Origin of the sequence: Novosphingobium aureum (assembly GCF_015865035.1) — a bacterium.
Taxonomy (GTDB): Bacteria; Pseudomonadota; Alphaproteobacteria; order Sphingomonadales; family Sphingomonadaceae; genus Novosphingobium; species Novosphingobium aureum.
This window is the reverse complement of record NZ_JADZGI010000002.1, coordinates 389,077-402,562: the sequence shown is the minus strand read 5'-3', so window position 1 is coordinate 402,562 and position 13,486 is coordinate 389,077. Positions and strand designations below refer to the sequence as shown.

Genomic DNA, 13,486 nt, shown 5'->3' with positions numbered 1-13,486 from the left:
ACAATGAAAGGGGGCTCCGTCCACTGGGCGGGGCCCCTTCGTCTTGAGGCCGCGCCTGTAATATCGTTGCGGCGGGCTATCACCACCACACCACCTCTTGAGGAGACACCCTCGATGAAACCGCAAACCCCATTCCGCCGCATCGCGCGCGAGGACCTGTCGGAAAAGATGCAGGCCTCGTGGGATCGCTCGATGGACCTGCATGGCGATGCCACCTTCACCGAGGTCATGGGCAATGCGCCTGCGGTCTACGACTGGTACATCGAGGACTTCTACAAGAAGCTCTACGCCTCGGGGCGGGTCGATCCGCAGATCGTCGAGCTGGTGCGCTTCCGCTTCGCCAACGTGCACGGCTGCGCCTCGTGCAACCGTGGCGACCGGCTTGCCTCGCTCGAGGCGGGGCTGCGCGAGGAACAGCTCGACGCGATCATGGACTGGGAGAACGGCCCCTTCACCGAGCGTGAGAAGGCGGCTCTGGCGCTCGCCGACGAAATGGTGCTGACCAACCAGCTCGGCGCGGTGACACCCGAACTCTACGAGCGCCTGAAAGCGAGCTTCAGCGACGCGGAACTGGTCGAGCTGGGGGTGATCATGGCGGTTCTGGGCGGCATGGCCAAGTTCATCTTCGCCTTTGACTTGCTCGAGAAGATGGAGACCTGTCCCTTCATTCCGCCCAAGCGCGACTGAGCGTCCGGTTTCGCATTAGCGAAAACCAAAGAAAGGGCGCGCGAAGCGGTGTGCTTCGCGCGCCCTTTCCCTGTCTCGAACCGGTCTGTTTCAGGGATGGACCAGTTCGAGCCCCCCTGAAACCGGAATGGCCTGGCCGTGGATGCCGGCTGCGGCATCGCTGAGCAGGTAGGCGACGAAGCGGCCGACCTCGTCGGGGGTGCCGACGCGGCCGATTGGGGTCTTTCCCTCGATCATTTCGCGAAACTTCGCCGCGCCTTCCTCGCCGAGCGAGTCGATCACCGAATCGCTCCAGATGAGCCCCGGCTGGATCGCATTGACGCGCACCCCGCGCGGGCCCGCAACCTCGCGTGCGTAGCTCTTGCTCAACCCGATCATGGCGGCCTTGGAGGCACCATAGGCCGAGCCACCGTAGCCTGCGCGCATGCCTGCGACGCTGGCCACGTTGATCACGCTGCCACCGTCCTGTGCGAGCAGGTCGAGCAGGCTGTCCATGCCAAGGCGGCAGCCGCCGTAGTTGAGGTGGACGAGGAAGCGGGGCACTTCGTCGCTCAGCTGACCGATCGGCAGGTTCTTGGCTTCGCCTGCATTGTTGACGAGACCGTGCAGTGCGCCACGCGTTGCGGCGATCGTCTCGGCTGCGGTCTGCCATGCCTGCGGGTCGGTCACGTCGAGGCGCACGAACATGCCCTCGCCGCCAGCCTCGCGCACGAGCGTCAGGGTCTCCTCGGCGAGATCGGGCTTGCGCCCGCCGACGACGACGAAGCCGCCTTGCCGCCCGATCTCGATCGCGCTGGCCCGGCCGATGCCCGAGGTCGCGCCGGTGACCAGCACGGTGCGCCCGGCGAGGCTCGTGCCGCTCTCGGCGATGCGCGGTGCTGCCGCGAGCGGGGCGTCGAAGGCCAGGTCGGCGCCGGCAACGAAGCTCGCGCGGGCATCGGTGAGGGCGCGGATCGCCTCGGCCAGCCGCGCTTCGTCGGTGTCGCTGGCGATGGCGAGCCGGTTCGAGCGCAGATGCACGTCCCGGACCGATGCATCTAGCATGGCCGCGCGCAGTGCAAAACGGATGCCATTGCCCGCTGCATCTGCATCGATGGGGTTCGCGCCACGCTGCTCACGGGTGAGGGTGAGCAGGGCGGGCTCGCCGGGCGCGGCGACCTCGATCGCGAACTTGGCGGTGAGCCAGGCCGAAAGGATCTCGGCCTCCACACCGTCGGGACCTTCGCCATCGAGCGGGCAGTGCACGATGACGTCGAAGGCAATGCCATGGCCCTTCAGTTCCGCAGCGAATGCTTCCCAGCTCTTCGCGTCGGCGAAGGGCTGGCGAACTTCGGTAATCTCGTGATCCGACAGCGCCTGCACGGCAATCGCGCCCTCGCGACTGGCGGCATTCACGACAAGAGCCTTCGGGGCAGTCATGGAGGTATCGCTCACTGGGGCACCGGCTCACCGAAATTGACGTAGGCGAGCGTGTCGGACCCGGCTTCGAAGGCGTTGATCGGCTCGCCCGGGGGATAGAAGAAGTACGAACGGCGCGGCGAGGCATCGCCGCCGTCGACGCCGAGCCCCCCCTCCATGACGAAGATCTCGAGGTAGTAGTCGAGTTTGGTCGCTTCGCTCTTCCAGCCCTTGGGCAGTTTCACGAAGGCAGACCCTTCGCCGATCTGGGGGTCGACGCTGAGCGGGCGGACCTGCGCCAGCGCACCGAGGAAATCGCCCTCGCCGAAGCCTTCGAGCGACTGCTCGGGACCGATCGCGACCGGCGCGCGCGGGGGCGGAGCGCCCTCGACGACGTAGAGATCGTCGTGCTCGGGCTCTTCCACGAAGTTGAAGTCGAGATCGCGACCGACGCGCGAGAGGAAGGTCGATTCCTCGCGGATCGCGCTGGCGAAGCCGTGGACCGTGCGGGGAGGATGGAACAGGTAGCTGCCCGGGCGCACCCAGTTGCGCGAATCGAAGCTGAAGCAGCCCGTGACGCCGAGCAGTTCCTCGTAGGTGTGGTGATAGTGGGCGACGTCGGGCGGACTGTAGCCGTCCTGCGGGGCGAGACGCTGCAGCGCAGTGCGCGCACCGGTCTCCTCGTCGCGGCTGAGCAGGCGCGAATAGAGTCCCGGAGGGCCGAGCGGTGCCCATTCGATTTCGTCCACCCGCAAGTCGACAATACGTGGCCGCATGATGTGTTCTCCTAGACCTTCTGGCGCTCTTGTGCTGTGCCCTTGGGTCACAGATTGGCCCGGATGTCACCAGCGGGTGCAAGGGCGACGTCCGGATTGCGGATAATGCGCAAGGCCGAGTCTGGCAGGTGCAGGCCTGAAGTCGCAAGGGTTGCGCTCCTGCCCAGCATCCAGAAACCGATCGGGGACCCGGCGTGAACGAAGAACTGGCCTACGACATCTCCCAATGCGTCCACCGCGACGATCTTGCACCCGAGGTGGTCGCGCCCTGGCAGGGCTGCGATGTGCCCGCGCTGGTCCTTCGGCGGCTGGCGACGGGTGGCCTTCGCTCGCTGATCGCCATGCCGCCCGCGGGGTGGAGCGGCGAAAGCGCTCGCGAGGACGGGGCGCTGACGCAGGTGTTCGTGCTTTCGGGACGGCTGCGCGTTGGCGAAACGGTGCTCGGGCCCAAGGGCTTCGCGGTCCTGCCCGGTGATCGCCCCTTGCCGCTCGCCGCACTGGAGGACTGCGACATGCTGGTCATCGTCGATGCACCGGTGGCCGCAGGCACGTCGCCCGAGCCGGTGCTTCACGCCGATGCCCTTGCGATCGAGCCGTTCGTGCCGGTCGTTGCGGGTAAGCTGCTCGAAGGTTTCGAGAGGCGCGTATTGTGGCTGGACGAACGCACCGGGGCCGATACCCGGCTGCTCAAGGTGCCGGGCGGCTTCGGCGGCGTGGGCGGCGCGAACTGGCACCCGGTGGAGGAAGAGATCTTCTGCGTCGAGGGGGACATCCAGCCCGACGATTCGCGACCGATGCGCGCAGGCTCGTTCCTGTGGAACCCGGCGCGTTCGATCCATGGCTTCAACGAGCGCACCGAGGGTGGCTGCGTGCTGCTCGAATGGCACGATGGCCCCTGGGACCTGATCCGTGCGCCCGAGGCCGACCGCGCTTCCTGACATGCGATAGGGCGCGGTCCCAAGACATGAAAAAAAGGGGCGCTGGCAAACGCCGGCGCCCCCTTTTTTCGTCAGGGCCTCAGTCCTTGGCCCACTTGCGTTCGAATTCCCAGACCTTGTCGAAGCCGATCAGCTCGCAGAATTCCTTGAAGTTGAACATCTCGGGGCCTTCGAGGCTGGTGCCGGTCTGCTTGAGGCTGATCAGCGCCTTCTCGACCGCGGCAGCGGCGACCAGCGAGGTCATCGCCGGGAAGATCGCCATCTTGAAGCCCAGTTCCTCTAGCTCGCTCGCCGGGCGGATCGGGGTCAGGCCGCCGTCGGCCATGTTCGCGACCATCGGCTTGTCGACTGCCTTGCAGATGCGGCGCATGTCGTCGGTGTTGGTCAGGGCCTCGGGGAAGAGGATGTCCGCGCCTGCCTCGGCAAAGGCGCCCATGCGGTCCTCGACCGCGTTGTAGCCGCCGCTCTGCATCACGTCGGTACGCGCGATGATGAGGAAGCGTTCGTCCGAACGCGCGTCGCAGGCGACCTTGATCTTCTCGACCATGTCCTCGACCGGAATGACGCGCTTGAACGGCGTGTGGCCGCACTTCTTCGGGAATTCCTGGTCCTCGATCTGGATCGCGCTGACCCCGGCCTTCTCGTAGGCCTTGACCGTGTGGTGGACGTTGAGCAGGCCGCCGAAGCCGGTGTCGGCATCGGCGATCACCGGGGTCTGGGCGCTCTCGACGAGCTTTTCCATGCGGTCGACCATCTGCGTGACCGAGGCGATGCCCGCGTCGGGCAGGCCGAGGCCGCTGGCGGTGAGCCAGTAGCCCGAGCCGTAGACCGCATCGAAGCCGACCTTGCGCGCGATCACCGCGGTGATCATGTCCTGGATGCCGGGCGCGGTAATGAAGCGGCCGGACTTGACCATGTCGTACAGGCGGGTGTCCTGCATGTGCTCGTTCCTTCTGGCGGCGGGCCCGCTCCCTTGGGAGGAAGTACCCGATGTTGATCTTGCGTTCCGGCTGTCCGCGCGATGCAGACGATTTGCCGGATCATGCCCGTGCGCGCTGGGCATTGCGCGCGCACGGGACAACCGGTGTACCGGGGTCTATCCGTGATGCGGATGCAGGCCGGGTGAAATGATGGTCAAATTGCCCGGGGAAGTGCAGCGTGGGAACATGACGACTACGACATTGACCGGCAGCCCCGAAAACTCTCCCGAGAATCGCGAGACCGACACTGCCAGGGCGGGGCGCGTAGACCGCGGCGCGTGGGTCATGATCGCCGGGCTGCTGATGGTGATGACGGTGTGCCACGGCATCATCTCTGCCGGCCTGCCTGCGCTCGATACCGCGATCCTGGCGGATCTGGGCATCTCGCGCGGCGCGCTCAAGCTGCGCGAGACGATCTTTCTGCTGTCCTCGGGCATGTCCGGGCTGCTCGTCGGACTGTTGACCAGTCGCGTGCGCCCTTCCAATATCGTGCTCGCCGGCCTGCTCCTGCTCGCTGCGACGCTCACTGCCTATGGTCATGCGCGCAGCATCGGGCAGATCTATTTGTTGTACATCCTGCTCGGGCTCTCCTTCGCATCGTCACACGTGGTGATCGTGGTCTTGATGATCCGGGCGCGCTTCACGGCGCTGCGCACGCTGGCGACCTCGATCGCGCTGTCGGGCACGAGCATCGGCATGGCCATTTTCCCGTCGCTGACGGTTCTCGCGCTCGAACATGCCGACTGGCGTTCGGTGCTCCGCATGGCAGCGCTTGTCCCGCTGGCGATGGTCCCCGTCGCGGCGCTGCTGGTACGCTCGCCGCCGGTCGAGCGCCGGGTTAAGCGGGCCGATGGCGCTGCACCGGCATCGCGCGAATCGCTGCTCGGAGCCTTCGCCACGATGCCGCGGCGCAAGCTCGCGCTGGGGCTGTTGCTGACGGCGACCTTCGGTACCTTCTTTGCCTCGACGGCGTTCCTGCTCAACCTGTTCCTCTACCTGCAGGACATTGGCCTGACTGCCACCCGCGCAGCGCTCGGCCTCAGTCTGGTGTTCATGACCGGGCTGGTGGGCAAGGTGCTGGTCGGTGCCGCAGCGGAGCGTTGGGGTACCAACAGGATCTGGAATTCGCAGCAATTGCTGCTCTTCATAGGTGCTGCGCTGCTCAGCCTGGGCGGTCCCGCGGTGGCGATGGTTGGGTTGGTCTTGCTCGGTGCCGGCTGGGCCGGGTGCTACGTGCTCACCCAGGTCGTCATCGCCAACACCTTCGCGGGCCCGCGGCTTGGCCAGATGACCGGAGCCTTCATCATCTTCGAGGCAATTTCGTCCGGTTCCGGGGTTTGGGTTGCGGGCCACCTGTTCGATGTCTTCGGCAGCTACCGCAACGGCTTCATCCTGTGCACCGTGCTGATCGCGCTCGCGACCGTCGCGGCCTGGCTATTCCGCCGCCTCGTCGAACGCGGTCAGGCCGAGCGGCATGGCCGAGAGGCCCTCGCTGATCGAGCGTGATACCTCGAGCATCGGCTCGAGGTAGTTGTCGATCGCCTCGCTGAGCGGCATCGCGTTCGCGAAGTAGACCAGCGCCAGTGCGCCGAGCAGCTGATCGCCTTCGAAGATCGGTACGGCGATCGAGGACGTCTTGCCCGGGTTGGCCGAGTAGGGCGTGCGCGCGACGGCGGCATAGCCCAGCTCCCGGATGCGCTGCTGCGCCTTGCCGCTCTCGAACTCCTTGAGGATCACCGCGTCGAGCATCTGCTGGCGCGAGCGCGACTGCAGCAGCAGTTCTTCCTGTTCGCTCTTGCTCGCGAAGGAGAAATAGGCCTGGCCCGAGGCCGAAGCGAGCAATGGTACCTGCCAGCCGGGATAGTAGTTGTTGAAGGTCAGCGTGGTCTGGGTGCTGGTGGAATCGCGCACGACCATCTTGTTGCCGACGCGGGTCACAACGCTGAGCGGCCAGTGGAAGTCGTGCGTGAAGGCACCGATCAGCGGACGGGCGAGGCCTACCAGCCGGTCGTGATTCTGGAAGCCGCACGACAATGTCTGGATCAGTGCCGTCGGGCGATAGCGCTTGCGCGCTGGTTCGCGCTCGACGAGGCCTTCCTCCATCAGCGTGTTCACGATGCGATAGGCGGTTGGATAGGGAATGTCCGCCGCGCGCGAGATTTCCGTCAGGCCGAGCGAGCCATGGCGGTTGATCGCCTGGATGACCTGGATCGAGCGCGAGAGCGAACGGATCACGTCCTTGTCCCGCGCACTATCGTCCCGGCCCGCATCGCCTTCGCCAAGGTCCCGCTTCTTGTGGGCGTGCTGGTGCACGTCGTCGACCTGTCCTGCCTGCGCGAAGGGGGCGTCGGCAACGATGGGATAAGGGGGGATGCGCTTGGCCACGGAGCTTTTTCCTGTCGTTTTGATCTGGATCAAAGCTCTGCAGAATCGGGGGGTGAGTCAAGCACCCGTATACGCATGGCGGATAGTTCGCTCCGCGATACGGATGATTGGCCCCGATGCCGTTCCGTCGGCGGGAAGGCGATGCAAGATCGTGAGGCAGGTCGCGGTGCGGCAGACCGACAGCGGCGTGCCACTGTCCCGGTGTTTGCCGCTTGAGCCGACCTGATCGGGATTGCATTAGGGGAGTCCAGTAGAGTCATGGTCAATTGCGAAGTTCTTGTGGTCGGTGCCGGCCCGGTTGGTACCACCTGCGCGGCGCGGTTGGCCTCGATGGGGATCAAGGTCACGCTCATCGAGCAGGAGCCTGATTGCGCCCACGACCTTCGCGCCTCGACGATCCACGCCTCGACGCTGGAGATGCTCGACGAGATCGGTGCGGCCGAGGCGTTGATCGGGATGGGCCTCAAGGCGCCGATCTACCAGATGCGCGACCGCCGTTCGGGCGAAGCGATCCGCTTCGACCTGACCGAGCTCAGCGATTTCACCAAGTTCCCCTTCCGCCTGCAGTGCGAGCAACACTACCTTGCCAAGCTGCTCTCGCAGCGCATCGCCGAGATCGAGGGCATGGACGTGCACTTCGGCTGCCGTCTGCTCGACGTGCGCGAGGATGCCGAGGGGGTGGTCGCGACGGTCGAACAGGACGGAGAGACCCGCGAGATCACCGCGCGCTTCGTGGTCGGCGCGGACGGCTCGCGCTCGGTCGTGCGCAAGGCGACAGGAATCGGCTTCAGCGGCTTCACCTACGAGGAGAAGTTCGTTTCGATGTCGACCTCCTACGCCATCGAGGAGGCCATGCCCGACCTCGACTACGTGAACTACATCAGCGATCCCGAAGAGTGGCTGGTGCTCCTGAAGGTGCCGGGCATCTGGCGCGTGCTGGTGCCCGGTGACGGCGCCACCTCGGACGAGGACCTGATTAGCGACCGCAACAAGGAGCAGGTCTTCTCGCGCATCGTCGGTCATGGCGATGTCGAGACCACCCACCGCACGATCTACCGCGTCCATCAGCGCGTCGCCGACCAGTTCGTGAAGGGGCGCATGGCGATCGTCGGCGATGCTGCCCACCTCAACAATCCGCTGGGCGGCTTCGGCATGAACTCAGGGATCCACGATGGCTGGAACCTTGCCGACAAGCTGTGGCAAATCCTGCGCAAGGACGCCGACCGCGAGGCGCTCGCGCTGTTCGAGCGCCAGCGCCAGGCGGTGACGCGCTCGTTCATCCAGGCCCAGACCATCGAGAACATGAAGACCATGGGGCAGGTCGACCCCAATGCGCAGGAGGCCAAGCGTGCCGAAATGCGCCGCGTCCATGCCGATCCCGTCGCCCGGCGCCAGTATCTGATGCGCCAGTCGATGTTTGCCAGCCTCCAGCAGGAAAAGGAAATCGTATGACCGATACCAAGCAGCGCGTGATGCCCGAGCGTCGTAACAAGGACGTCCAGGGCTACCGTTACAAGTTCGGCGTGCTCGGGCCCTCGACCAACACGATCGTCCAGCCCGACTTCGACGACCTGCGCCCGCACGGGGTGACCAACCACTACAGCCGCATCGTCGTCGACAATGCCAAGGCGGTCTCGAACGAGACCTTCATGGCAGGTGCCTGGGAGATCAGCCACAACACCATCGACGCGGTGAAGGGCGTGCTGACCTGCTCGCCCGACTACCTCGTCATGGGCATGTCGGCAGTGACCTTCTTCGGCGGCGCCGAAGGTGCCCTCAAGTGGCGCCAGAACGTCGAGGAGGTTTCCGGCCTCAAGGTCTCGACCGGCTCCGAGGCGCTCGCCGCTGCGCTGGAGGCCTATGGCGGCATCAAGAAGGTCGCGTTCTTCTCGCCCTACTATCCCACGGCCAATGCCGAGGTCGCCAACTTCCTGTCCGACTACGGTTACGAGACCGTGCGCGACAAGCCGCTGCAGGCTCCGAGCTGGACCGCGATCGCCGAGATCGACGACGACAAGATGCGCGAGACCTTCCGCTATCTCGATGGCGACGATGTCGACTGCCTGATCCAGGTCGGCACCAATGTCTCGGGTATCCGATTCTGCGCGGCTGCCGAGATGTATCTTGGCAAGCCGGTCATCGCGATCAACACCGCGACCTACTGGCATGCGCTGCGCGCCTGTGGTGTCTATGACCACGTTCCCGGCTTCGGCCGCCTGATGGCAGAACTTTGATGACAGCACCACTCAAGCTCTCGCATCCGCTCGAACACGTGCGCGGCGACGCGCTCGAGTGGGAGATGCTCGGGACCCACGGCCTCAAGCGGCGCAAGCTGGGCGAGGACGCGGCGACCGGGCACGTCACCAATCTGGTCTACATCCCCAAGGGCTGGCACGGCGGCGGCGTGGCGCATTTCCACGACGCCTACGAGGAAGTCTATATGCTCGACGGGGCGGTGACCCTCGATGGCAATCACCACTTCCGCAAGGGCGTGTACTTCTACCGTCCTGCCCATGTCGTACACGGCCATGACGAAAGCTCGAGCGAGGGTGCGCTAGCGCTTGTGCGCAGCGACGGACTGCTCGTCCTCCAGCTGGTCCATGAGCCTGAGCAGCCGGTCGAGTACCCGCTGCCCGCCGCGACCGATCCGCGCGGCCATGTCTTCGAGGTCACGGTCGCCGACATCGCGCCCGTTGCCGATGCCGCGCTGCCCGAGGGCTGGACCATGCGTCCGCTGAGCACCGATCCCGAGACCGGCGCGCGCTCGTTCGAGGCGATCGTTCCGGCCGGCTGGCAGGGCGAGGCAGGCAACCTCGGAGCATCCTGGGAGGCTTACGTGCTCGAGGGTTCGCTAGTCGGCAATGGCGAGACCTGGGCCGCTGGCGACTATACCGTGGGCGCGCCCGACACGCCGCTGCTGGCTGCCACCTCAAGCAAGAACGGCGCGCGGATCATGGTCTTCGCCTTCGGAGCCGGTGAATGAAGGCAGCCCAGCTCCACGCGCCCGGTGACATCCGGGTCGTGGACCTGCCCGTGCCCCAGCCGGGGCCGGGCCAGGTCCTCGTCAAGGTCATGGCCTATGCGCCCTACGGCACCGACGTCGGCACCTACCTCAACAAGGGCGGGCGCTACGTAAAGGACTATCCGGTGGGCATCGGCGCCGATTTCTCGGGTGTCGTGGCCGGGTTGGGCGAAGGTGTCGAGGGACTGCGCGAAGGTGATCGTGTCAGCGCGCTTGCGCTCGACCACTGCGGTACCTGCGCCAACTGCAAGGCCGGGCGGCAGAACCTGTGCCTTGATCCAGCCTTCAAGACGCTCGTGCGCCAGACCTGCTGCGAGGAATACACACTGGTATCGGCGCGCAAGCTCGCCGTGCTGCCCGATGCGGTCGGTTTCGACGATGCCGCGATGCTGGCAGGGCCGGTCGATGCGCTCAATGCCTTCACCCGCATGGGACTGAAGGCGGGTGACACCGTGGGCATTCTCGGTGTCGGTGCGATGGGCCTGGGCGCAGTGGCCATGGCCCGCGCGCTCGATCTCGACGTCGTCGCCATCGGCGGCAGCGGCAAACGCTCGCAGCTTGCCGGAGAACTGGGCGCCGCTCGCCTGTTCCCGATTGCCGCACATGGCGAAGCGGTCAGCGACGCGGTGCTCGTGGCATTGCCGGGCGGTCTGCCCGCGGTCATGGAGACCACTGCCAGCGAATGGGGCATGGCGCAGGCCTTTGCCGTCGCCGCTCCCGGGGCGAGCGTGGCGCTGACCGGCGGCGGGGCGCTCCCCGTCAGCAACTGGGAAATCGTCGATCGCGAACTGGCGATCTTCGGCGTGCGTGCGGGGGCCGGGCAGGCGCAAGTCCTCGATCTGATCGCGTCTGGCAAGCTGTCCCTCCGACCTACGGTCACGCGCCGCTTCGCGCTCGACGATGTGGCGCAGGCGTTTAGCCTGCTCGCCGGACCCGAGGCCCGCGACGTCGGGCGTGTCATCATCGAGATCGGAGAGGCCGAGTGAATTCCCCCAAGCCAGACGCTGCCGCAGCCCCGGCCGCCACGGCGCCGCGTACGCTCTATCGCAAGCTGTGGGACAGCCATGTCATTGCCGAGGTTCCCTCGGGCGAAGGCGAGGCCGAGAGCCGTGCCGCGCTGATCCACGTCGACCGCCACCTGCTGCACGAGTGCTCGACCCACCAGTCGTTCGAGGCGCTGCGCGTCAACGAGCGCAAGGTTCACCGCCGCGAGACGCATCTCGCCGTGCCTGACCATGCGGTTTCGACCAGCCTCGACCGGCTCGAGACGATCGATACCGGCAATGCCGCCGGGGCGCAGGTCGAGCGCCTTGCCAGCAACGTCGCCGAGTTCGACATTCCCTACGTGCCGCTCGACGATGCGCGCCAGGGCATCGTCCACGTCATGGGGCCCGAGCTGGGCTTCACCCTGCCGGGCACCACGCTCGCCTGCGGCGACAGCCATACCTCGACGCATGGCGCTTTCGGGGCGCTGGCCTTCGGGATCGGCGCGAGCGATTGCGAGACCGTGCTGGCGACCAACGCAATCGTCCAGCAGCGTGCGGATACGGTCAAGGTCGAGCTCAGCGGCGCGATGGGGCCCTTCGTCACCGCCAAGGACGTCGCGCTGGCGCTTATCGGCAAGTACGGGGCGGGCTTCGCCACCGGCTGCGCGGTCGAGTTCACCGGCGAGGCGGTGCGTGCCATGTCGATGGCTGCGCGCATGACCTTGTGCAACATGGCGATCGAGGCAGGCGCGCGCATCGGCCTTGTCGCGCCCGACGAGACCACCATCGAATATCTGCGCGGCCTTCCGCTGGCGCCGTCGCCTGCGCTGTTCGCGCAGGCCGCCGACTACTGGCGCACGCTGCCCAGCGATCCCGGCGCTCTCTACGATCGTACGGTCTCGCTCGATCTCGATGGCCTCGCGCCGCAGGTGACCTGGGGCACCAATCCGCAGGATGCGGCCCCCGTCGACGGCACCGTCCCGGCAGCACCCGTGGAGGCCGAGGCCGCGCGCCAGCACGCCAAGGCGCTCGCCTACATGGGGCTCGAGACCGGCATGGCGATCGAGCAGATCGGGGTCGATGTGGTGTTCATCGGCTCTTGCACCAATGGCCGGATCGAGGACCTGCGCGCCGCGGCCGATGTCGCACGCGGTCGCAGGGTCGCACAGGGTGTGCGCGCGCTGGTCGTGCCTGGCTCGATGGCGGTGCGCCAGCAGGCCGAGGCCGAGGGGCTCGACGCGGTCTTCACCGAGGCCGGATTCGAATGGCGCATGGCCGGTTGTTCGATGTGCGTTGCGATGAACGACGACCGCCTTGGCGAGGGCCAGCGTTCTGCCTCGACCTCGAACCGCAACTTCGAGGGCCGTCAGGGCCGCGGTGGCCGCACGCACCTGATGAGCCCGGCGATGGCCGCCGCCGCTGCGGTGACGGGCCATGTCACCGATGTCCGCAAGCTCGAGGAGGTGCCGGCATGAAGCCGTTCGACACGCTCACCAGCCCGCTCCTCGTCCTGCGCGAGAACCGGATCGATACCGATATCATCTATCCCGCGCGCTTCCTGCTGCTGATGCAGCGCGAGGGGCTGGGCGACTACTTCTGCCGCGACCGCCGCATCGATCCCGATGGCAATGCCATTCCCAACCCGATCGACGAAGCCAAGGCGCGCGGTGCCGGCATCCTCGTCGCAGGGCGCGAGTTTGGCTGCGGGTCGAGCCGGGAACAGGCGGTCTGGACCATCGCCGACTTCGGCATCACCTGCGTGATCGCGGAAAGCTTCGGCGAGATCTTCCAGGCCAATTGCCTGCGCAACGGGGTCCTGCCGATAGTGCTCGATGCCGCGACCATCGACCGCCTGCTCGCCGCCTGCGGCGAGGGCGAGATGCACGTCGATCTGGTCTCGCGCACGATCCGTGCGGGCGACGAGACGGTCGCTTTTGAAATCTCCGACAATGCCCGCGAGCGCCTGCTCAAGGGCTGGGACGAGACCGGCATGATCCAGAGCCGCTGGGGCGAGGACATCACGCGCTTCGAAGCCGCGCAGAAGGCGAGCCAGCCTTGGCTCTACGAGGCGCTCGATATCTGAAGCGGGACCGTCACCGGCGGCATCTTCTGGCGATAGACAGCAAGAGCCCGGGCAAGCAATCGGCTTGTTCGGGCTCTATGCATTGGGCTCGATTGCTCGGGATGCCGCGCCATGCGTGAAGGGCGCGCTAAGGCAATTTCCTTAACCGGGAAGCATCTTGCGTAAATACGCATAAAAGTTGCGAGACGTGCCTTTGGGTTCACGCTATATCTGCTGAAAGGACTCCGGGAA

General features: G+C 66.3%; 13 protein-coding genes. 9 read left to right on the top strand and 4 right to left on the bottom strand.

Annotated features, from left to right (window positions below; all coding sequences use genetic code 11):
• The first annotated feature begins 114 nt into the window (after positions 1–114).
• Positions 115–687, top strand: coding sequence for a carboxymuconolactone decarboxylase family protein (locus I5E68_RS14995; RefSeq protein ID WP_197165397.1), 573 nt, complete (start codon positions 115–117; stop codon positions 685–687).
• Positions 688–777: 90 nt separating this feature from the next.
• On the opposite strand, the gene I5E68_RS14990 is transcribed toward I5E68_RS14995, so the two are convergent.
• The gene (locus I5E68_RS14990; RefSeq protein ID WP_197165395.1) at positions 778–2,106 is read right to left on the bottom strand and encodes an SDR family NAD(P)-dependent oxidoreductase; all 1,329 of its coding nucleotides are present in this window, start codon (positions 2,104–2,106) and stop codon (positions 778–780) included.
• A gap of 11 nt (positions 2,107–2,117) precedes the next feature.
• Positions 2,118–2,861: a cupin domain-containing protein gene (locus I5E68_RS14985; RefSeq protein ID WP_197165392.1), complete on the bottom strand. Its 744-nt coding sequence runs from the start codon at positions 2,859–2,861 to the stop codon at positions 2,118–2,120.
• Positions 2,862–3,055: 194 nt separating this feature from the next.
• Between I5E68_RS14985 and I5E68_RS14980 the strand changes: the two genes are divergently transcribed.
• A complete protein-coding gene (locus I5E68_RS14980; protein ID WP_197165390.1) occupies positions 3,056–3,799 on the top strand; it encodes a cupin domain-containing protein in 744 nt (247 codons plus the stop codon).
• A gap of 79 nt (positions 3,800–3,878) precedes the next feature.
• Here the strand turns inward: I5E68_RS14980 and I5E68_RS14975 are convergent, their stop codons facing one another.
• On the bottom strand, positions 3,879–4,739 hold the full coding sequence (locus tag I5E68_RS14975) for an isocitrate lyase/PEP mutase family protein (protein ID WP_197165388.1): 861 nt from the start codon (positions 4,737–4,739) through the stop codon (positions 3,879–3,881).
• A 226-nt stretch (positions 4,740–4,965) separates the two neighbouring features.
• On the opposite strand from I5E68_RS14975, the gene I5E68_RS14970 reads away from it, so the two are divergent.
• Positions 4,966–6,285: an MFS transporter gene (locus I5E68_RS14970; RefSeq protein WP_197165386.1), complete on the top strand. Its 1,320-nt coding sequence runs from the start codon at positions 4,966–4,968 to the stop codon at positions 6,283–6,285.
• On the opposite strand, the gene I5E68_RS14965 is transcribed toward I5E68_RS14970, so the two are convergent.
• A complete protein-coding gene (locus I5E68_RS14965; protein WP_197165384.1) occupies positions 6,214–7,164 on the bottom strand; it encodes a helix-turn-helix domain-containing protein in 951 nt (316 codons plus the stop codon). The genes I5E68_RS14970 and I5E68_RS14965 overlap by 72 nt on opposite strands.
• A 258-nt stretch (positions 7,165–7,422) precedes the next feature.
• Between I5E68_RS14965 and I5E68_RS14960 the strand changes: the two genes are divergently transcribed.
• The 6 genes from I5E68_RS14960 to leuD are packed head-to-tail and all read left to right on the top strand — an operon-like array spanning position 7,423 to position 13,255.
• The gene (locus I5E68_RS14960; protein ID WP_197165382.1) at positions 7,423–8,616 is read left to right on the top strand and encodes an FAD-dependent oxidoreductase; all 1,194 of its coding nucleotides are present in this window, start codon (positions 7,423–7,425) and stop codon (positions 8,614–8,616) included.
• Positions 8,613–9,398 carry a maleate cis-trans isomerase family protein gene (locus tag I5E68_RS14955; protein WP_228727213.1) on the top strand — a complete coding sequence of 262 codons (786 nt, stop codon included), beginning with the start codon at positions 8,613–8,615 and terminating at the stop codon, positions 9,396–9,398. Before I5E68_RS14960 ends, I5E68_RS14955 begins: the two co-directional genes overlap by 4 nt.
• Positions 9,398–10,147, top strand: coding sequence for a cupin domain-containing protein (locus I5E68_RS14950; protein WP_197165380.1), 750 nt, complete (start codon positions 9,398–9,400; stop codon positions 10,145–10,147). Before I5E68_RS14955 ends, I5E68_RS14950 begins: the two co-directional genes overlap by 1 nt.
• Positions 10,144–11,172: a zinc-dependent alcohol dehydrogenase gene (locus I5E68_RS14945; RefSeq protein ID WP_197165378.1), complete on the top strand. Its 1,029-nt coding sequence runs from the start codon at positions 10,144–10,146 to the stop codon at positions 11,170–11,172. Before I5E68_RS14950 ends, I5E68_RS14945 begins: the two co-directional genes overlap by 4 nt.
• Positions 11,169–12,647, top strand: a complete 1,479-nt coding sequence (gene leuC, locus I5E68_RS14940; protein WP_197165376.1) for a 3-isopropylmalate dehydratase large subunit — start codon at positions 11,169–11,171, stop codon at positions 12,645–12,647. Before I5E68_RS14945 ends, leuC begins: the two co-directional genes overlap by 4 nt.
• Positions 12,644–13,255 carry a 3-isopropylmalate dehydratase small subunit gene (gene leuD, locus I5E68_RS14935; protein WP_197165374.1) on the top strand — a complete coding sequence of 204 codons (612 nt, stop codon included), beginning with the start codon at positions 12,644–12,646 and terminating at the stop codon, positions 13,253–13,255. The genes leuC and leuD overlap by 4 nt, the downstream gene beginning before the upstream one ends.
• Positions 13,256–13,486: the final 231 nt, after the last annotated feature.

What these genes read in the sequence shown, in the direction of transcription:
- I5E68_RS14985 (WP_197165392.1), bottom strand. Translation starts at nt 2,861, where the DNA reads ATGCGGCCACGTATTGTCGACTTGCGGGTGGACGAAATCGAATGGGCA.
- leuD (WP_197165374.1), top strand. Translation starts at nt 12,644, where the DNA reads ATGAAGCCGTTCGACACGCTCACCAGCCCGCTCCTCGTCCTGCGCGAG.
- I5E68_RS14955 (WP_228727213.1), top strand. Translation starts at nt 8,613, where the DNA reads ATGACCGATACCAAGCAGCGCGTGATGCCCGAGCGTCGTAACAAGGAC.
- I5E68_RS14990 (WP_197165395.1), bottom strand. Translation starts at nt 2,106, where the DNA reads ATGACTGCCCCGAAGGCTCTTGTCGTGAATGCCGCCAGTCGCGAGGGC.
- I5E68_RS14950 (WP_197165380.1), top strand. Translation starts at nt 9,398, where the DNA reads ATGACAGCACCACTCAAGCTCTCGCATCCGCTCGAACACGTGCGCGGC.
- I5E68_RS14975 (WP_197165388.1), bottom strand. Translation starts at nt 4,739, where the DNA reads ATGCAGGACACCCGCCTGTACGACATGGTCAAGTCCGGCCGCTTCATT.
- I5E68_RS14995 (WP_197165397.1), top strand. Translation starts at nt 115, where the DNA reads ATGAAACCGCAAACCCCATTCCGCCGCATCGCGCGCGAGGACCTGTCG.
- I5E68_RS14960 (WP_197165382.1), top strand. Translation starts at nt 7,423, where the DNA reads ATGGTCAATTGCGAAGTTCTTGTGGTCGGTGCCGGCCCGGTTGGTACC.
- I5E68_RS14970 (WP_197165386.1), top strand. Translation starts at nt 4,966, where the DNA reads ATGACGACTACGACATTGACCGGCAGCCCCGAAAACTCTCCCGAGAAT.
- I5E68_RS14945 (WP_197165378.1), top strand. Translation starts at nt 10,144, where the DNA reads ATGAAGGCAGCCCAGCTCCACGCGCCCGGTGACATCCGGGTCGTGGAC.